This window comes from Cryobacterium glucosi, assembly GCF_004402235.1.
Classification (GTDB): Bacteria; Actinomycetota; Actinomycetes; order Actinomycetales; family Microbacteriaceae; genus Cryobacterium; species Cryobacterium glucosi.
In genome coordinates this window covers 116,992-134,868 of record NZ_SOFS01000019.1, presented here as the reverse complement: position 1 = coordinate 134,868, position 17,877 = coordinate 116,992, and the positions used below count along the sequence as shown (strand labels likewise).

The 17,877-nt window shown below is 64.1% G+C and carries 20 protein-coding genes and 1 tRNA gene; 14 read left to right on the top strand and 7 right to left on the bottom strand.

From position 1 onward, the window contains the following. The first annotated feature begins 66 nt into the window (after positions 1 to 66). From E3O46_RS09145 to E3O46_RS09085, 13 genes are all read left to right on the top strand, one after another. Positions 67 to 918, top strand: a complete 852-nt coding sequence (locus tag E3O46_RS09145; RefSeq protein ID WP_198413393.1) for a C40 family peptidase — start codon at positions 67 to 69, stop codon at positions 916 to 918. A gap of 389 nt (positions 919 to 1,307) precedes the next feature. Further along, positions 1,308 to 1,805: an HNH endonuclease gene (locus tag E3O46_RS09140; RefSeq protein WP_134450064.1), complete on the top strand. Its 498-nt coding sequence runs from the start codon at positions 1,308 to 1,310 to the stop codon at positions 1,803 to 1,805. Positions 1,806 to 1,923: 118 nt separating this feature from the next. Beyond that, positions 1,924 to 2,859 carry a CHAP domain-containing protein gene (locus E3O46_RS09135; RefSeq protein WP_134561594.1) on the top strand — a complete coding sequence of 312 codons (936 nt, stop codon included), beginning with the start codon at positions 1,924 to 1,926 and terminating at the stop codon, positions 2,857 to 2,859. Between the two features lie 38 nt (positions 2,860 to 2,897). After that, positions 2,898 to 2,969: transfer RNA gene (locus tag E3O46_RS09130), tRNA-Arg, on the top strand. A 489-nt stretch (positions 2,970 to 3,458) separates the two neighbouring features. Then, a complete protein-coding gene (locus E3O46_RS09125) occupies positions 3,459 to 3,800 on the top strand; it encodes a hypothetical protein (protein ID WP_134561593.1) in 342 nt (113 codons plus the stop codon). Positions 3,801 to 4,485: 685 nt separating this feature from the next. Further along, positions 4,486 to 4,746 carry a hypothetical protein gene (locus tag E3O46_RS09120; RefSeq protein ID WP_134561592.1) on the top strand — a complete coding sequence of 87 codons (261 nt, stop codon included), beginning with the start codon at positions 4,486 to 4,488 and terminating at the stop codon, positions 4,744 to 4,746. 97 nt (positions 4,747 to 4,843) lie between these two features. Then, entirely contained in the window at positions 4,844 to 5,422 is a 579-nt protein-coding gene (locus E3O46_RS09115; RefSeq protein ID WP_241975324.1) for a uracil-DNA glycosylase family protein, read from the top strand. Between the two features lie 373 nt (positions 5,423 to 5,795). Next, positions 5,796 to 6,674, top strand: a complete 879-nt coding sequence (locus E3O46_RS09110) for an SDR family oxidoreductase (protein ID WP_134561590.1) — start codon at positions 5,796 to 5,798, stop codon at positions 6,672 to 6,674. Between the two features lie 136 nt (positions 6,675 to 6,810). Further along, positions 6,811 to 7,932 (top strand): nuclease-related domain-containing protein, encoded by a 1,122-nt coding sequence (locus tag E3O46_RS09105; protein WP_134561589.1) that lies wholly within the window; start codon positions 6,811 to 6,813, stop codon positions 7,930 to 7,932. A gap of 71 nt (positions 7,933 to 8,003) precedes the next feature. Further along, positions 8,004 to 8,345 carry a hypothetical protein gene (locus tag E3O46_RS09100; protein WP_134564464.1) on the top strand — a complete coding sequence of 114 codons (342 nt, stop codon included), beginning with the start codon at positions 8,004 to 8,006 and terminating at the stop codon, positions 8,343 to 8,345. A 73-nt stretch (positions 8,346 to 8,418) separates the two neighbouring features. After that, positions 8,419 to 8,892: a DUF1990 family protein gene (locus tag E3O46_RS09095; protein ID WP_134561588.1), complete on the top strand. Its 474-nt coding sequence runs from the start codon at positions 8,419 to 8,421 to the stop codon at positions 8,890 to 8,892. Between the two features lie 166 nt (positions 8,893 to 9,058). Continuing rightward, on the top strand, positions 9,059 to 10,222 hold the full coding sequence (locus E3O46_RS09090; RefSeq protein WP_134445781.1) for a globin domain-containing protein: 1,164 nt from the start codon (positions 9,059 to 9,061) through the stop codon (positions 10,220 to 10,222). A gap of 35 nt (positions 10,223 to 10,257) precedes the next feature. Then, positions 10,258 to 10,821: a GrpB family protein gene (locus E3O46_RS09085; RefSeq protein ID WP_134445780.1), complete on the top strand. Its 564-nt coding sequence runs from the start codon at positions 10,258 to 10,260 to the stop codon at positions 10,819 to 10,821. A gap of 80 nt (positions 10,822 to 10,901) precedes the next feature. On the opposite strand, the gene E3O46_RS09080 is transcribed toward E3O46_RS09085, so the two are convergent. The 6 genes from E3O46_RS09080 to E3O46_RS09055 all read right to left on the bottom strand — a co-directional run bounded on the left by E3O46_RS09080 (position 10,902) and on the right by E3O46_RS09055 (position 15,702). Further along, a complete protein-coding gene (locus E3O46_RS09080; RefSeq protein WP_134445779.1) occupies positions 10,902 to 11,303 on the bottom strand; it encodes a DUF6855 family protein in 402 nt (133 codons plus the stop codon). Between the two features lie 44 nt (positions 11,304 to 11,347). Then, positions 11,348 to 12,232 carry a fructose bisphosphate aldolase gene (locus tag E3O46_RS09075; protein WP_134445789.1) on the bottom strand — a complete coding sequence of 295 codons (885 nt, stop codon included), beginning with the start codon at positions 12,230 to 12,232 and terminating at the stop codon, positions 11,348 to 11,350. 370 nt (positions 12,233 to 12,602) lie between these two features. Next, on the bottom strand, positions 12,603 to 13,004 hold the full coding sequence (locus E3O46_RS09070) for a (R)-mandelonitrile lyase (protein WP_134445778.1): 402 nt from the start codon (positions 13,002 to 13,004) through the stop codon (positions 12,603 to 12,605). A gap of 8 nt (positions 13,005 to 13,012) precedes the next feature. Beyond that, the gene (locus tag E3O46_RS09065; RefSeq protein ID WP_134445777.1) at positions 13,013 to 13,345 is read right to left on the bottom strand and encodes a carboxymuconolactone decarboxylase family protein; all 333 of its coding nucleotides are present in this window, start codon (positions 13,343 to 13,345) and stop codon (positions 13,013 to 13,015) included. A gap of 53 nt (positions 13,346 to 13,398) precedes the next feature. Continuing rightward, positions 13,399 to 14,439: a zinc-binding dehydrogenase gene (locus tag E3O46_RS09060; RefSeq protein WP_134558825.1), complete on the bottom strand. Its 1,041-nt coding sequence runs from the start codon at positions 14,437 to 14,439 to the stop codon at positions 13,399 to 13,401. Positions 14,440 to 14,502: 63 nt separating this feature from the next. Then, complete coding sequence (locus tag E3O46_RS09055) at positions 14,503 to 15,702, bottom strand: MFS transporter (RefSeq protein ID WP_241975322.1); 1,200 nt, start codon at positions 15,700 to 15,702, stop codon at positions 14,503 to 14,505. Between the two features lie 194 nt (positions 15,703 to 15,896). Here E3O46_RS09055 and E3O46_RS09050 point away from each other — a divergent pair, with 194 nt between their 5' ends. Next, positions 15,897 to 16,772: a helix-turn-helix transcriptional regulator gene (locus E3O46_RS09050; RefSeq protein WP_134558824.1), complete on the top strand. Its 876-nt coding sequence runs from the start codon at positions 15,897 to 15,899 to the stop codon at positions 16,770 to 16,772. Between the two features lie 69 nt (positions 16,773 to 16,841). Here E3O46_RS09050 and E3O46_RS09045 read toward each other — a convergent pair whose 3' ends face one another. Continuing rightward, positions 16,842 to 17,750, bottom strand: coding sequence for an SDR family oxidoreductase (locus tag E3O46_RS09045; RefSeq protein WP_134558823.1), 909 nt, complete (start codon positions 17,748 to 17,750; stop codon positions 16,842 to 16,844). Positions 17,751 to 17,877 lie beyond the last annotated feature (127 nt).

Here is a 17,877-nt window from a genome sequence, read left to right as displayed (position 1 = left end):
CACATGCGACCAACGCATTGGACGGGGCAACTACCTAGTGTTGTCGAGGCGCCGGAGGTACACACTTTGGCCGAAGAATTAGGTAGAAGACTGTCCCGTCGAGGTTCTGCCCCGACACCCGCACGGCCGGCCCCGACGCCGGCGCAGCGTGAAGAGGCCCCCGCGCGCGGGATCTTCACCCGCCCGTCACGCCGGCGCGGCGCCATCGCCAACATCGTGATGATGACCCTGGCCGGCGGACTCGTCGCCACCATGGCGATCCCCGCATACGCGTTCGCGCCGAGTTCTCCCGGCACGGATATCGCGCACGGCACGACGGCATCCACGGCCCTCACCCGGTCCGGCGCCCAGTCGCTCACCGTCGCCGACCAGGCCTCGACCGTCAGCGTCGCCCGCGACAGCTTCAGCGCCACGACGCCGGAAGAGATCGCCGCGGCCAAGGCGGCAGCAGCATCTGCGGCCGCCGCAGCGGCAGCCGAAGCGCGCCGCGTCGCCGCGGCCGCCTCCATGACGACGTATGCGGCCGCGTATTCGGGGCCGTCGGTCTCCGACTTCCTGGCGAACCCGTCCTACCCGACGTTCAGCCTCGCATCCGTCTATAACGTCGGCCTGCAGTACCAGGGTGTTCCCTATGTCTACGGTGGGTCGACCCCGGCCGGTTTCGACTGCTCGGGCTTCGTCATGTACGTCTACGCCCAGTTTGGGATCAGCCTGCCGCATTCGGCAGCAGGCCAGGGCGCCGCGGGCACCCGTATCTCCCTCGCCGATGCGCAGCCGGGTGACCTTGTCATCATGGACGGTCACGACGGCATCTACGCCGGCAATGGCAACATTCTGCACGCGCCCTATGAGGGGGCTTCCGTGAGGGTGCAGCCCATCTGGACGAGCTCGTACTACATCGTCCGCCTCGGGATCTAAGTCGCTCGGACGGGGCTTGGCGAGGCCGCGACGTGGCCTCGCCGGGCGGCAACGATGTGAACAATGCGTAACAGCTTGCCCACGAAGTGTTGTGGGGTGCTGCGCGGCGTGTCGCTTGTGCGTTAACCTGATGCTCTGTAGTACTGCGAGTCTTTTGGGAGAGCCAATGCGCGAGCGATGCACGATCCACACCATGGATGTGCGCTGCCGCTTTGCGTTGCGGCACGGCAGTCAAACTTGTCTGAGTTGCGCGTGTTCTCGCGTTTCAGACCGTAGGGCGTTGTCATTGTGACAGCGCCCTTTTTGTTTGCCCGTTTGCCCCTGACTCTCGGTGCGAGGGAGTAGATCGAATGGCTGGAAGCCGTCCAGCCCTTTTCGAAAGGGAACGAATGCGCACACTTGTTCTGAACGCGGGCTACGAGCCCCTCGCCGTGGTCTCGTTCAAACGGGCCATCGTGCTGGTCATGAATCAGAAGGCCACCATTGTGGCCGCCGACCAGGCCCACCCGGTCTGGGCGACGACCGGCTCGTGGGATCGACCGAGCGTGATCATCCTCACGCGGTACGTGCATCTCCCGCGCTCCCGTTCGCTGCCGGTGAGCCGGCGCGGCGTACTCCGCAGGGATGACCATCGCTGCGCGTACTGCGGCCGGACTGCGAATACGATCGACCACGTGCAGCCCCGTTCCCGCGGTGGCCGGGACAGCTGGGACAACCTCGTGGCCTGCTGCCTGCGCTGCAACAACATCAAGAGCGATCGCACTCCCGCCGAGATGGGCTGGGATCTGCTCTTCCACCCGAAGATCCCGATCGGGTCCAGCTGGGTCGTGCGCGGAGTCGAGCGACCATTGCCGCAATGGGACGAGTATCTTGCGCCTGCCGCCTGATCAGGCAATGTAACGGATGTGTAACGCCGGGGGTGACTTCTTCGACGGTTTCCCCTAGGGTGGGATGAATCCGATTGATACGCCACGATCCAGAGGAATCCTGTTGCCCGAGTCTGGCGTGTCCGATTCCGAAGCGAGCCCCGAGGTCTTTCTCACTCGTCGCGAACTCCGGGCCCAGCGCGAGGCGCTCCCGGCTTTGAGCCCGGCCACGGAGCAATTCCTGGCACCGAAGCCCGAACCCGTCGTCGTTCCCGCAGTGAGGCCGCGTAGCCGTTTTTCGGCCTCGCCCGCGAAGCCGGTCGGTCGTTTCCCACGCAAGCGGCGGCATCCGGTCAAGATCGCGATCGCTGTGTTCGCCATCCCGGCCATTTTCCTCACCGCGGCATTGCCCGCGTACGCCTTCACTCCGCGCGCAGCCGGTGACATGACGAGCGCAACGCACTCGTCGGGGAACAAGACCGTGCAGGGCCTCACCGTCGCAGCAGCGGCGACCGCGGTCACTGTTTCGCGTGACGGCTTCGCTGCCACCACGAAAGAGCAGCTCGCGGCGCAGGCGCTCGCGGCCAAGAAGGCCCTCGCTGCCCAGCAGGTGGCGACCGCCCGTGCCGCTGCGGCGGCCTTCGCCGTCTACGGCGTGCGTGCGGAGGGTGATGACTACCCCTGGTACAACATGCCCACCGAGTCGCAGGGTGGCGGCCTATCCCCGCTCAGTTACTACTACCGCGAGTGTGTCGACTTCGTGGCCTGGCGCCTGAACCGAGACGCCGGTTCGACCGGCTCTTCCTGGCGCTGGACCTGGAACAGCCTGACCCCCGGCGGCGGCAACGCGAGCGCCTGGGCGAGTGCGTGGTCCAACCACGGCTGGACCACGAGCAAGACCCCCGTCGTCGGCGCGGTCGCCTGGTTCAACTACAACCACGTCGCTTATGTGCAGTCGATCGGCGGTGACGGATCCGTCGTGCTCGAGGAGTACAACTGGATGGGCAGCCACGCGTATCACAAGCGCACGGTCTCGCCGAGCGACGTCGCGCTGTTCCTATACCCGCCCGCGTAATCCTGATCGGGCTCGCACCAGCTAAACTTTGACAGCCAGCCTCTGTAGCTCAACGGAAGAGCAGTTCCGTCCTAAGGAAACGGTTGGGGGTTCGAATCCCTCCAGGGGCACACTTTTTCACGCCGAACCGGGCCTTATCGGCGTTTCCGGTGACTTGGACCGTTGGTATCCGCCGTTTCTGTCCAGGTCTATGCGTGTACCTACGTGTGTACCCAAAAGGAAATGGTTTGGGCCGGGTCGACAGCCTTGCACCGCAGTGAGTCTGCGCACTTCTGGGCAATGCCCGCGGGGGCTGCAATGATCAAACCCATGGGGAAGATGAAGAGCGCGATGCAACGATCCCTCTCTAACTCGGCCGTACTGAATTCTGGGCGTGTTGCGTGGCCGCGTGTCGAGATGAGTTCGAATAACAAAGTCAACGAGTTGGCAGCAGGCAGGACGCTTGACCACGGAATCGACGACGCCCGGTCAGTCCGCGAAATCTAATGCCGATATCGTCCAGAAGGGATCGCGGTCACCCCCAGCGTTTGCTCCTGTGCTTCGTTGTAACGTTCGCAGGATTGGTGCTTTCCGGGTGCACCGCATTCGATGAGCCCACGATGTCCTTGCCCCCTGACGGATCGGCAAGAGAGCTTCGTCAGCAGGTGATCGCGGCCATTGACGCCGGGGACCAGCAGGCGCTCCAGGATCTCTTCACGTCCGCAGCGTCGGCATACACTGCCGAGAGTGCGGGTGTCGTCTTCGAACAGTGTTCCAAGATCTCTCCGGTTGGACGCGAAATGAGCAGTGCCTCCGATATCTCCCCGAAGCTGATGACGGTTGATTTGGTGGGCAAGGCGAAGCAGGGCTCGACGCTGGGGCAGTCGTGCGCATTCGTATTGATCTGGTCGGGTGCGGGCCCGTGGGAGCTCGGAATTGGCAGCCCTCCTTCAAACGCGTGACGTAGGCCGCTCTAGATGCCGGGCAGTCGGCGTCACGCATGAGTGTCATGCTTGCATGGAATGGGAGTTCGCGTGCTAGCGTCTGGCCTGTGCTGCCGCCCGAGGAACACCGACCAAGGTCCCGTTGGCCGTTGTGGACGACCGTCCTCGGGCTTGTAGTTCTTTTCGCAGCCGGAATCGTCATCGCCCTTGATGGTGTAGTCCGTCTGCCCGGCCCGATTGTCGAGGTCGCGCTGCTCGTCGCATTGGTTGCCGCAGTGATGGTGGCCGGCGCCACTTGGGCAGAATCGAGACGTCGCGGTATCGGGTGGGTGCGCAGTCTTGGCCGATCTCTGCGGGCGCTTGGCCGCTTCGTTTTCGACTTCTTCTAGAAGCCGTTCGCATCTGCCGCAGCAGGACCGTGGCTACGCAGATTCTCTACGCCGATTGACCCCTGGCACGGTGACGTCGCGAATCCACCGGGGCAGGTATCCGCATTGACCTCGACACGGGCGCGATCGTGATCCACCCTGAGAAAGAAGACGTCTCGTTGAGATCGCCGAGCTCAGGGGATTCCACGACGAAGCGTGGATGGTCTGGCGCCCCGGCGAGGACAGCTTCAAGGACTTGGCCTGACCGCAACAGCTCCGGGAAGGGGCCCCAAGAGACTCGCCACCTCGGAATGTAATCAAACTAGATTTGAAGGGTGAACTGGATAATCGTTGCAGGTGTCATCACCGTGATCACTGTTGTAGCCATTGTCGGGCAGCGCAAGGGGTGGGTCGACTTCTCCTGGAATCAGAGGCGTCGAGGCGGATCGATGACAATCGCCGATGAGGCATTCAATCCGACACGTTACGAAGCGCAGGTAGAGATGGACCGCCAGTCGATCTTGCCCGCGCCGGCCCCCTTGCCCGGCGACGATGACAAGGGCGTTTACCGGGGAACTATTCGCATCAAAATTTGACGATTTCACGATCTCGGCGCCGCACTTTCACAACTGCTACTGTCTGCAGAATGCTGCAACCGTTCTCGAGCTTGGCGAGTCGGCTCAGGAGGGACACGTGACCCTCGACGAGATCCGGCAGGCCATTGACACCGATCCCTCGAACGCTGCCTGGGCGAAACGAGGCGTGGGGGCCCTGTTCGTCGCGGACCCTGCCGCTCGGATTGTGATCATCGGTCAGGCGCCCGGACAGAAGGCGGAAGCCTCCGGAATCCCCTGGGACGACGCGAGCGGCGCGAAGCTGATGCTGTGGCTGGGTGTGACGGAGGATCAATTCCGAGATCCCGCGCTGTTCGCGATCCTCCCGATGGACTTCTACTACCCGGGCAAAGGAACCAGCGGCGACTTGCCGCCACGAAAAGACTTTGCACCGCGGTGGCATCCGCTCATCGTCGGCCAGCTGTCTGGGATTCGTTTGACATTGCTCATCGGCAAGTACGCGCAGGACCAGTATCTCGTCGGCCGTGGCAAGCGCAACCTCACCGAGACTGTCCGAGCGTTCCGAGAGTACCTGCCCGATGTGTTTCCCGTGGTGCACCCGTCACCGCTCAACTTCCGGTGGCAAGCGCGCAATCCCTGGTTCGAGACTGACCTAGTGCCCGCGCTGAGGACCTCCGTCGCTGACGCGATCGAGTAAGCGCCCAGCGTGTCATCGACAGAGTGCCCGCTGTTCGGGGTCTGCATCGGGAGTATCAACGTCAGGCTTGGTGCCAGATTCCGACTATCTGCCGGGTGTATCGGTGGCGAGTCAGCTCGGTGACGAGGAAACCGCTGATGCTGAGGTAGCGGGTCAGGTCGACTTGGGTTCATCAAGACGTGCCGACGGACTCCGTGCTGCGCCAGCCATCTCCACGATCGACTCCGCAGCAGGGTCGGTCCGAACGCGCGAACCGCAACCGTGCCATCATGGACGCGACCGGGTCAGTAACCGTCGCGTCAAACGTGGGACTAATGCCCTCTCGGCACTTCTCCTGCGGTAGCGGCGTGAGGCTTGCGGCGTGAGGAGAGGCATGGATGCCCAGCAGGGTGCCCTTCGCGGGCGCGTGGCGGTCGTCACGGGTTCCACTCGCGGCCTTGGTTTCGCTGTGGCCCGGTTGTTGGGCCAACAGGGTGCAACCGTTGTGCTGGCATCCCGTTCGGAAGCCCACGTCGCAGCCGCCGTCGAACGGCTTCGACTGGAGGGCATTTCGGTCTCCGGGTGTCGCTGCGACACCGGGGAAATGGCCGACGTCGAGACTCTTCGTGACGAGGCCCTCCGGCAAGGGACGCTCGACATCTGGGTCAATAACGCTGGAATCTCTGGCGTTTACGGGCCCACGGCATCCACGCCGATCGACGACTTCGAGCGCGTGGTGCGAACGAATATCCTCGGAACGTTTCATGGGTCACGGGTCGCACTGCCGGTGTTCCTCTCCCAAGGCCACGGCGACCTCGTCAACCTTTACGGCCAAGGCGACCAAGGCCCGGTCGCGATGCAGAACGCATACGCGTCAAGTAAGCGTTGGGTCCGCCAGTTCACGGAGACTTTACGACTCGAAACCAAAGGAACCGGAGTCCGCGTTCACGGTATGAACCCCGGCTTGGTGACGACAGCCCTTCTCAGCCACATCACGTCACAGCCAGGATACGAAGGGCGTCTAACTGCACTCCAGGCGGTCGTTGGGCTGTGGGGGCAGGCCCCGGAGGCCGCCGCGCGTCCTCTCCTGAACCTTGTCACGTCGGACGCTGCCGAGTTTCGCAGCCTGACGAAGTTGGCCCTGGTGACCCGCGGTGTTCATAGCGTACTGACCGGACGACTACGCCGCCGCAATCGCATGCCCCTGGACGTCCGCGTCCTGGATGCGAACGGCCAAGAACGAACGATCGGGCCCGATGCAATCACGCGATGAGTCTGCGGTCAACCGCATCGCATCCTGACGGAAGGGTAGACGGTCCTGGCGTAAACATGGCTGCTCGGCCCCGCATTGGGGGAAGCGGCTGCTCGTCGCATGCGGGTAGCGTCAGGCCTCGGGGGTACGGGTGCCAATGTCTGACGATGTGGGTGGGCGCGTTGACTTTGCGGGCATTCAGGCGCTGTCCTCGCGCGGAGCTGGCTATTCGGTGGCGGCGAAATGCCTGCAGGTCCAGGCTGACGCTGAGGCTCTCGATCCTTCCCTGCGGTCCTCCGACGGAGTGACGCTTCACGCGGATGCCCGGTCCTGGTACGTGGGCGCTCTCGGCGAGATCGAGGTCGGCTTGCTTCTTGCTGCGCTAGGTCCGAAGTGGTTTGTGCGGCATGCGGTGCCGATCGGTGCCGGCACCAAGGATGTGGATCACCTCGTCATCGGGTCCGGGGGAGTGTTCGCGATCAACACGAAACACCACGCAGGCGCATCCATTTGGGTGGGCGACTTCGTGCTTCGAGTCAACAACGTCAACACCCGGCATTTGAAGCAGGCGCAGAGTGACGCGATGGATGTGGGCCGACGGTTGACGACAAAAGTCGGGTTCCCCGTGCCGGTCATCTCCGTCCTGGCGATTCTCGGTGCGAGGTCGATCAACGACAACCGCGCCCCCGCCGCGGGCGCGGTCTCTGTCGTGGATGCGAAGAACCTTGTCTCCTGGCTCGTGGCCCGGCCTCAGCAATTGAGCGACAGCGAATTGGCCTTGATCGAGTTCGCAGCCGAAGAGCCGGAAACCTGGCATGTGGACCCGCGAGCGGCCGACACCCTGCGGGTAATGCCACGATTCGAGCGACTCGTTCTTCAGGTCGGGACGCTCAACGTTGCCGCTCAGGTCCCCTCCCAAGCCAAGACCGCGGCGACTCGAACAACCACTCGACCCACGACCGGTGCTCCCAACCGCGCTCTGAATCGCACTCCCGCCCGCAGTCGCGCGACTCCGTCCCGCTCCCCGGCACGACGTAAGCGTCGAGAGCGTGTGACCCTGGGTGACCTCGTCAAGCTGTGGCTCGCCTGCGGACTCATCATCGCAGCGATGTCAGTGATCGAAGGCGTCGCGAACCAGCCGTGCACGTCCCCGGCTGGTTGCGTTCTGCCGTCGCTGCTCGTGGCGTTCGCGCCGCTCCTGAATCTTGGAGTGGTGGCCGCGCTCGGTGCGGCTCTGGTCGGCACGGTTCTCTGGGTAATCCGCCGGCTCACGCAATAGATGAACGCGATGAGTGCCACCCGGCCACAGCGGCTGGATTGATGTAACGCTGCGCCTACCCGGAGCGTCTATTGAGTCTGGAGTCCAACGGAATGCATAACCGCTCGCCCAAGGACGACGTCCTCGTCGGAGGGTTGGACGACTGGGCATACGCGGCGTGGGTTTATGGCAGCACGCGGTTGAGCGGTCTGGAGGATCCTGGTCTGAGACGCACGCTGACGGTGCCGCTTCTGGCGAAAGCCCAAGCGCGGATGCTGGCCGAAGGCGTCACAGATGCTGCTCTGCCCGCTGCCGAGCTACCCGATGATCTCCGTCCCCATCTCCCCTTCAACGACGCACAAATCCGCGACGCGCTGCCCGATTCGGACGGCTTCGGATGGCGCGATCTGCGACTGGGTGGCTCTCTTCAATGACGCCCCGGACAAATGCAGCTGACCTACGCGGCTTCGGTCGAGAATGCTCTCGACGCAGCGAACGAGGTGACGCATGACCAGTCCGGAACGTGGTGAATGGCCGGCGAGCGACCGTGGGTACCGGCGCTCCGAAGTGTCGGCGCTCGTGGGGCATGGTGACGCCATCTGGGAGCGCGCCACCAGGGACGTCCTCCGGTGGCGGGTGAAAACAGCGAGCGGGTTTGCGGTCGACTCGACCGGGCCGGTGTCACAGGGGGACCATGTCATCGTCACCGCACGTGTGCTTACTGTGACCGTTGTCGAGCCCGTGGAGGTCGTTGAGGTCGTCAAGGAGTCCGACCGGGTCGGCTTTGCATACCGAACCCTGCCTGGGCACCCGGTCAGTGGTGAAGAGGCGTTCATCGTGCACCGACGTGGCGACGAGGTGCGTCTCACCGTGCGCTCGCTCACGCGACCTGCGCCACAGCAGCCTTGGCGAGCCCTCTACCCACTATTGCTCATCGCCCAACGGATCGCGCGTAGACGCTACCTGCGGTCACTTCGCTGAGCCACTGGCGCGGGCTGGTTCTGAGCATGAGCCGGGTTTCCTCTCTGGCCGGAGTCGTCCTTTGAGGCGCTTCACTGCGCTCGGAACGTCCTGCACGTCGCAGAATCCGCGTATACAAAATTAAAATGATAGTTTTGATTTAAATACCTAAATGTTTGGAGTCAACATGCTCTCTGCCCAGTCTCTGCCCCTGATCGAAGCGACGTTGCCCCTCGTAGGCGAGCGCATGCCCGAAATCGCCAGGAATTTCTACGGCCGCATGCTCACCGCCCACCCCGAGCTCTTCGACGGCCTGTTCAGCCGCTCGAATCAGAAGAACGGCTCTCAGCAGCAGGCACTCGCCGGCAGCATCGCAGTGTTCGCGACGCACCTGGTTCAGAATCCCGAGACCACTCCCGAGGCCATGCTCTCCCGCATCGCGCACAAGCACGTCTCCCTCGACATCCGGCCCGAGCAGTACGACATTGTCTACAAATACCTCTTCGAAGCCATCGCCGACGAGCTCAGCGACGTCATCACAACGGAGATCGCCGGTGCCTGGACCGAGGTCTACTGGCTGATGGCCCACGCCCTGATCAAGATGGAGAGCGGACTTTACTCCGGCCTCGCAAGCGACAAGCCCCTCGCGCCCTGGGTCGTCGTGAAGAAGGAAACGGCCGGTACCGACGCCGTCACGTTCACCCTCGAACCGGCCGATGACACCCCGGTCTCGCCCGCATTGCCCGGCCAGTACGTGAGCGTCACCGTGCGGATGCCCGACGGCATCCATCAGGTGCGGCAATACTCCTTGTCAGCCGGCACGGCCACGACCCGCGTCTTCACCACCAAGCTGGATGCGAACGGCGAGGTCTCCCCAGCCCTGCACCGCGACGTGCAGGTCGGCGACACGCTGATCCTCTCTGTGCCCTGCGGGGACATCACCCTGGACCGCGGCGACGGCCCGCTCGTCCTGGCCTCGGCTGGTATCGGCTGCACGCCAAGCGCGTCCATCCTGCGCTCGCTGGTGGACGGTGCCTCGAAGCGCGAAGTGCTCGTCCTGCACGCCGAAAGCAACCTGGAACGCTGGGCGCTGCGCGACCAGATGAGCGAGGACATCGCCCTGCTCGAGGCCGCCGAGCTGGAGCTGTGGCTGGAAATCCCGAGCGCCGGTCACCACGAGGGTTTCATGTCTCTCGAGAATGTGACCATTCCCGACAACGCCTCGGTCTACCTGTGCGGGCCGCTCCCGTTTATGCGCAGCCTGCGCTCGCAGGCGCTGGCTGCAGGGGTCCCTGCCAATCGCATCCACTACGAGATCTTCGGACCCGACCTCTGGCTCGCGGGCGTCTGAGCGCTACCGGGCAAAACCGATGCGAGGATGATCGCATGACCAAGGACTTCGTATCGCGTCGACCAGACGTTGTAGCGGTCGAGCTTGTCGGCGGATCTGAGAAGCGCGAGCTGGAACTCGTTGCCTATGACGACAGCTGGCCCGTTATCTTCCTTGCCCACCAGAATCGTCTGCGGAAGGCGCTCGGAACGACGGAAGTCGAGGTTGAACACATCGGATCGACCTCGGTACCCGGGCTGGCGGCCAAGCCGATTATCGACATCCTGGTCACGGTCGGCGATATCACGGTGGAGGAGGACTATCTCGGACCTCTCTTATCCGTGGGATACGAGTTGCGCGTTCGTGAGCCCGGCCATCGCCTGGTGCGAACCTCGGCACGCGATGTGCACATCCACATCCTGCAAAGAGGCGATTCGGCTATCGACAGGTACCTCCTCTTCCGCAACCGTCTTCGTGCGGATGCTGACGACCGGTCCCTATATGAAGCGACCAAGAGCGCGTTGTTGGGTGAGGGTTTCGACGACATGAATGCATACGCCGAAGCCAAGGCCGACGTCATCGCGGCGATCATTGCGCGTGCACTTGCGTCCGGAACCTAGCCTCACCAGAATGTCGCAGGGAAGCTGCCGTCCTGTGGATCCGACGGCCCGTTGTCATACGGGACCGCAGGGAGGGACTTCTAGCGTGCGCGCATGCTGTTGTTGCGGGGGTCGTGGGTGAGTTCGGCGAGTCCGAGCGCTTCGAGCAACGGCGGAAGATACATGCCGAATCGCCCGCGGTATCCGTTCCGGAGCCCGTACCAGCCGCCGAGCGGGTTGGACTCGGACCGGCCCCACGCCTCGACACTCCCCTCAGCCGGGACTTTCTTCTCGTCCGCGGCACCCAGCGGTACCCAATCACCATGCTCCGTGAGCCAGGTGTGCAGGTCCTCAACGGCTCGGGCGTCGTAGCTGAGCTTTGTTGATCCGACCTGGCAGACCAGGCTCGGTGGTGTGCTCGACTCGTCGCGGTACATCGTGTACTGGCTCGTACCCGGCGGGGTGGACAGAATCCACGGTTCGTCTTTGCTTCCAGTGGTCATGAGCTACGTATATCACGCACCCCGCAGCTTGGGAATGCCGGGGGTCAGGTCGTGGACGCCGTGTAGATCCGCTCGATGGAGGTGGCCAGCATTGCGTTGAAGGCTGCGTCCGATTGCTGGACGGTAAGGCCCTCGAGCAGCGCCCGGCTGAAACTGGCGCTCAAACCGTGGTTCTCGGCCAGCAATCGGCAGGCCTCACTTTGGCTGTAGCCACCGGAGAGTGCTACCACCCGCAATACCAGCGGATGCTCGATCAGGTCGGTGTAGAAGTCGGGTACCGTCGGGATCGACAGCTTGACGATCACAGGCTGGTCGGTGGGGAGCCGGTCGAGGGCCGCCAACACGTCGGCTTTGAGCAGGTTTTCGGCTTCGGCCTTGTCAGGGGCATGTATGTCGACTTCGGGTTCCAAGATCGGCACCAGGCCATGGGAAAGAACCTGCGCGGCGACGGCAAACTGTTGGTCGACGATCGCCTGGATTCCGGCGGGGTTGGCTGACTTGATCACGGAACGCATCTTCGTGCCGAACATCGTGCGTTCAACGGCACGGGTGAGGAGGGGTTCCAGCTTGGTGAGGGGCCTCATCAACTGGACGCCGTCCTCCTCAGCGGCCAGGCCCTGATCGACCTTGACGATTGGCACGATACCTCGGGCGGTGAGGTACTCACCCGTCAACTGGCCGTTAACGGTGCGGTCCATGGTCTGCTCGAAGAGGATCGTCGCGAGGATGCGGTCGGAGGTGAAGCTTGCGGCCGTCATTACACGGGCACGCATCTGATGCATCAGGTCGAACATCTGCTCATCGCTGCCGTACGAGGCCGGGTCGATGCCATAGAGCTTCAGAGCGCCACTCGTGCTGCCGCCGCTTTGGTCAAGTGCTGCGACGAAGCCGACTCCGGTGTTCATCCTTGCTGCTTGTTCGGTATTCAAAGTCCCTCAAAAAGGTCGTGGACTCGAGTCCAGTTTAGCGAGCGGTGATCGTCGCCCGAGCGGTTCACCGCGCCGATTTCCGGCTGTCGGCCCAGGCCTCGTGCCGGCACCGGGTGATTCTCGAAGCTGAGCCAGCGTCATCGGATGGACTGACTCGATTGGTGCCCGGGGACGTTACCTGCGTGGTGCCTTGGGCTATGCCACCGGCGCCCGCACCAGCTTCGCCAAGGCGGCCGGTCTGGTGCAGAACTCACGAACCCGGCCGCACCCACTTCCGTCGCACCGGAACCCCAAGTGGCGGCTGCGGCTCCCCGAATGCCCGGCGTCGCAGCGTCAGGAACTCGCGCACGGAATTGTCGGCAGACGGCCTTTAGCTGCCGTTGTACTCGTCATCGGTGATGTGCTCAAGCCAGGTGGTGGTTTTGGCCGGGTCGTCGCCCGACTGAACCATGGCGATGTGCTCCATGAAGACGCCGGGGGCTGCCGCGTGCCAGTGCTGTTCGCCTGGCGGGGTGTAGAGCGTCTGGCCGGGGTGGACCTCGATGATCGAGCCGTCTCGCGCTCCGAAACGGGCGACGCCCTGCGTGACGCGGACGTACTGGCCCAGTTCGTGGGAGTGCCAGGCGGTGCGGGCTCCTGGAGCGAACCGCACCGTCACGACGACCATGCGCTGGTCGGCCTCGTGGGGCAGTGCGATCGGGTCGAGCCAGACTTCACCGGCGAACTGGGCGGCCGGGTTGAGCGTGGTCGGTACTGCAGGTTCGATGATCATGATGTTCCTTACTCGTTCTTGGAGAAATACTGCTTGGCGACGCCCATTGCGGCCATGCCCCGGGGCCAGCCGGCGTAGAGCGTGACGTGCGTGATGGCTTCGATGAGTTCGATCTGGGTTACGCCGTTCTTGACGGCGTGATCGAGGTGGAAGGTCAACTGGTCGGTGTTCCCGCCGGCCGTGAGTACGGCCACGGTGATCAGGCTGCGGTCGCGGGCGGAGAGTTCGGGGCGGTTCCAGACGTCGGCGAAGAGGACGTCGTCGGTGAGTTCGGCGAGTTTCGGAGCGAAGTCGCCGAACAGGTTCCGGCCTCCTCCGACCTGCGTGCGTTGGCTGGTCATGGTGTTCCTTTCAGGGGTGGTCGATGGTGCGGGGAGCGGCAGGAGTGTGTCGTTCAGAAGGCGATCATGACCTTGAGGGCTTCGCGGTCGTCCATGGCACGGTACGCCTCGGGGACGGCGTCGAGGGTGACGGTACGGTCGAAGACCCTTCCGGGGTTGACGGTGCCGTCGAGGATCGCCGGCATCAGCCGTTCGATGTAGGCCCGCACAGGAGCCGGGCCGCCGGTCAGGGTGATGTTGGCGCCGAAGAGGCTGCCGAACCCGATCGGTGCGTCCTCATACTGGGGAACGCCGACGCGGCTGATGACTCCGCCGGGCCGGACGATGCGGTAGGCCTGTTCGTAGGCGGGCAGATGCCCGACCGCTTCGAGCACCTTCCGGACGCCGTGACCGCCGGTGAGTTCGCGGACCTTGTTGATGCCTTCGTCGCCGCGTTCTGCGACGACGTCGGTTGCGCCGAATTCCCGCCCGAGGTCGGTGCGCGCCTGGTGGCGCCCCATCAGGATGATGCGCTCGGCGCCGAGCTGCTTGGCTGAGAGGACCGCCATCAGGCCGACCGCTCCGTCACCGATGACCGCGACAGTGTCTCCGGCGGTGACACCAGCGCGGCTGGCTGCGTGCCACCCGGTGCCGTAGACGTCGGACAGGGTCAGCAGCGAGGTGAGCAGCGGGGACTTCTCGTCGATGCCGGGGACTTTCACGAGGGTCCCATCGGCGAAGGGGACCCGGATGCCTTCGGCCTGGGCGCCGCCTATGCCGGGCATGTCCCAGAATCCGCCGTGGATGCAGGAGGTGTAGAGGCCTTCGCGGCAGAATTCGCACGTTCCGTCGGAGAAGGCGAACGGAGAGATGACAAGGTCGCCGGGCGCGAGGGTGCGGACGTCGGATCCGACTTCCTCGACGACGCCGATGAATTCGTGCCCCATGGACACCCCACCCGGGGTGCTCGGCATGCTGTGGAACGGGTGCAGGTCGGAACCGCACACGCAGGCCCGAACGATTCGGACGACGGCGTCGGTGGTGTCGTGCACGACGGGGTCGGGGGCGTCGACGAGACGAACGTCGCCAGCACCGAACATGTATATCGCTTTCATTGCTATCTCCAGATGTGTTGCTGTCGATTGGTCGAATGGTTGAGAAATTGTGGGAAATGGTTGCTAGAGGCGGACGGGGAAAGCGGTGCGACGTCCGTAGACGGTGAGCAGGAGCGCGGTGAGGCCGAACACGATCATCACGACGGTGAGGACGAGGCCGTCGAAGACTGTCAGTAGGGCGGCGCCGAGAATGCCGGCGGTGAAGATGGCGAGGTTGAACGCCACCGGCAGGAACGAGTTGGCGATATCCGAGTCGTTGCCTCCCGTTGTGGTGAGAGCGGCTTGGACCTGGGCGGATACCCCGCCGAACGCGATTCCCCACAGAACGGTCGCGACGACGATCGCCGCGGTCGAGGTGTGCCCGATGAGGAGGACAACACCGGCCATGATGAACAGCGCCGCGCTGCCGTGCAGCAGCGGTCTCGGATAGCGGTCCAGCAGCGCCCCGGTGATGACGATGCCGCCGATCGAGGCGACTCCGAAGATGAAAAGCTGAACGTCGACGGTGAGGCTGCTGCTGGTCGCCCTGAGGTACGGGGAGAGATAGGTGTAGATCGTGTTGTGCGCCAACATCCAGGTGAAGATGACGGACAGAATGATGGCGATGCCGGGGATTCGGAACACCCGGACCAAGGGCAGTCGTGAGCTTCCCGGCTGTCCGTGGGCGTCGGGGGCGATCGCGGCGATGAGCGCACCGGCGATGATGGCCACTGCGGTGAGGCCGCCAAATGCCCACCTCCAGTCGAATGTCGTTCCAAGCCAGGATCCGAGGGGTGTACCGAGGGCGAATCCGACCGGTGCCCCGCCGGAGACGATCGCCAGGGACAGCCCTGCGCGGGACGGCGGGCTGATCTTTCGACCGTAGGCCGCGAGCATCCCCCAGATGATTCCTGAGAATGCCCCCGCAACGAACCGTGACAGCAGGGACAGAGCCACGTCGCTGGAGAGTGCGGTGACGCTGTTCGCGAGGATGAGACCGAGGATCGTTCCGAGGAGCAGGGGCTTTCGGCGCATTCCCCGGGTCAGGGTGATGGCCGGGATCGTGATGATGACCGTGCCGAGGGCGTATGCGCTCACAAATAGCCCGACGGTGCCTTCGCTGGTCCCCATGCCGGCGGCGATGACCGGAAGCAGGCCGGCCGGCATGGTCTCCATCGCCACGAGAACGAAGCCGATGACCGCCAAGGCAACCAGGGTTGCCAGAGGCAAACGCTTCATCGTCTCGACGGCGGCCGGTGGTGGCACCGTGATGGTCGTGTTCAAGATTCTCCTCACCGCCGACTGTTGCATGCGTTACTGCCCACGGGTGCGCAACGGTCCACACCGTGCCCGCCGTGAACAGCCGGTTGTTGCATATGCCTCAGTCAACGCGCTGTGCACCCCGGGAGGGAGTCTCTGTCGAGGGGTGTACCAGCAGGGCACCCCGCGCCCAGTGCCGGAGACGTAGTCTCGTCGACATGGACAATCACTCCGAGGTACGCGAATTCCTCATGTCCCGCCGCGCGAAAATTGCTCCGGAACAGGTGGGCCTTCCCGCCGGAGCAAACCGGCGGGTGGCGGGGCTCCGTCGCACCGAGGTGGCAACGCTCGCCGGCGTCAGTGTCGAGTACTACGCCAAGCTCGAACGTGGCGCGATCGGAGGGGCGTCCTCCTCCGTTCTCGACGCCCTTGCCCGCGCACTCAACCTCGACGACACGGAACGGACCCACCTCTTCGACCTCGCCCGCGCAGCAGACGGCGTCCCATTGTCCGGACGTCCGCGCAGGCGCGCCACAAAGAACGCCGTGAGCAGGCCCAGTCTTCACTGGGTACTCAGCACGATCACCGACGGCGTGGCATTCGTGCGCGACCAGCACCAGGATCTTCTCGCCACAAACGAACTCGGACGTGCCTTCTACTCGCCACTGATCGGCGACGGTGGGCGCACACCGAACCTGGCCCGGTTCCAATTCCTCGACCCCGCATCACGCGACTTCTATCCGGACTGGGATCTCTTCGCCGGAATGTGCGTCGCAATCATGCGTGCCGAAGCAGGGCGCGACCCCAACGACAAAGGCCTCCAGAACCTCGTCGGCGAACTATCCACCCGCAGCGACACATTCCGCCAGCTCTGGGGGGCCCACGACGTCCGCACCCACGGCTCCGGCACAAAACGCTTCAATCACCCCGTCGTCGGCGAGCTCACTCTTGCCTATGAAGAGCTCATCATCACCGCCGACCCAGGATTCGTTCTTATGATCTACACCGCGGAACCCGGCTCACCCAGCGCAGAGCGTCTGCGACTCCTGGCCAGCTGGGCAGCCCCGCGAATCGAAGCGGCCGAACCCCGGTAAGGGCTTCGCTTCAGTGAGGCGATGTTGCCTGCTGTTCATTCACCGATCAGGTGCCGACGAACGAAGGGACTACTGGGCGGGACGCCTCGACCCGTAGAAGCCGGACTTGATATCGTCGACAAGGCCGGGGTGCGTCGGTGTCCAGCCGAGCAGGTCCTGCGTCCGGGCGCTCGAGGTGGGAACGTCCAGGCCGAAGAACATGCCGATCCAGCCGAAGTGCGCGGCGGCATCTTCCGGGGGAATCGACACCAGTGGGATGCCTCGAGCGTCGCCGATTGCGGCGGCAATCTCGAGCGACGAGATGCCCTCTTCGCCGACGGCGTGCACGCGGGATCCGGCAGGCGCCTTCGCGAGTGCGAGTGCCACCATCCTCGCTGCATCCAGACGATTCACGGCAGGCCAGCGGCTGGAACCGTCACCGACATAGCCGGAGACACCCTTTTCGCCGGCGATCCCTGAGATCACCTGCATGAATCCGTGGTCGCCCTCACCGTGGACTGTCGGGGAGAAACGGAGGGCGACGGAGCGGATTCCGCGGTCGGCATAGGAAAGCGCGAGCGCCTCTGCGCCCCCGCGCGGCGCCTCAGGCCCGCTGAACGGAACCGCGTCGTCCTCGCTTGCGAGCCTGCCAGGCGCGAGCCCCGCAACACCAGACGCGAACAGGAACGGGCGATCCGAGCCGGCGAGGGTGTCCCCGAACATCTCGATGGTGGCTCGCTCGGTCGCGCCGGCACCCGCCATGTCGGAAAAGTCGTGCTTGTATGCCAGATGGATGACGCCATCCGCTGCTGTCGCCGCCTCGCGCATGCTGTCGAGATCGTCGAGATTCCCGCGATGGGGAGTGACGCCGGCGGCCTGCAGTTTCGCGAACGACTCGTCGTTTCGCGCCAGGCCGACGACCTCGTGTCCGGCAGCGATGATTTCCTGGGATACGGCAGAGCCGATCCAGCCGGAAGCGCCGGTGATGAAAATACGCATGAGTGACTTCTCCTTCGAGACGCGCGCCCGGTCGGTTGCCAGGCATCGGCTACTGATGTCAGTTGCTGACGTCAGAGTAGCACGTAATGTCAGCGACCGACATCAACTCGAAAGATCGTAGACTGCC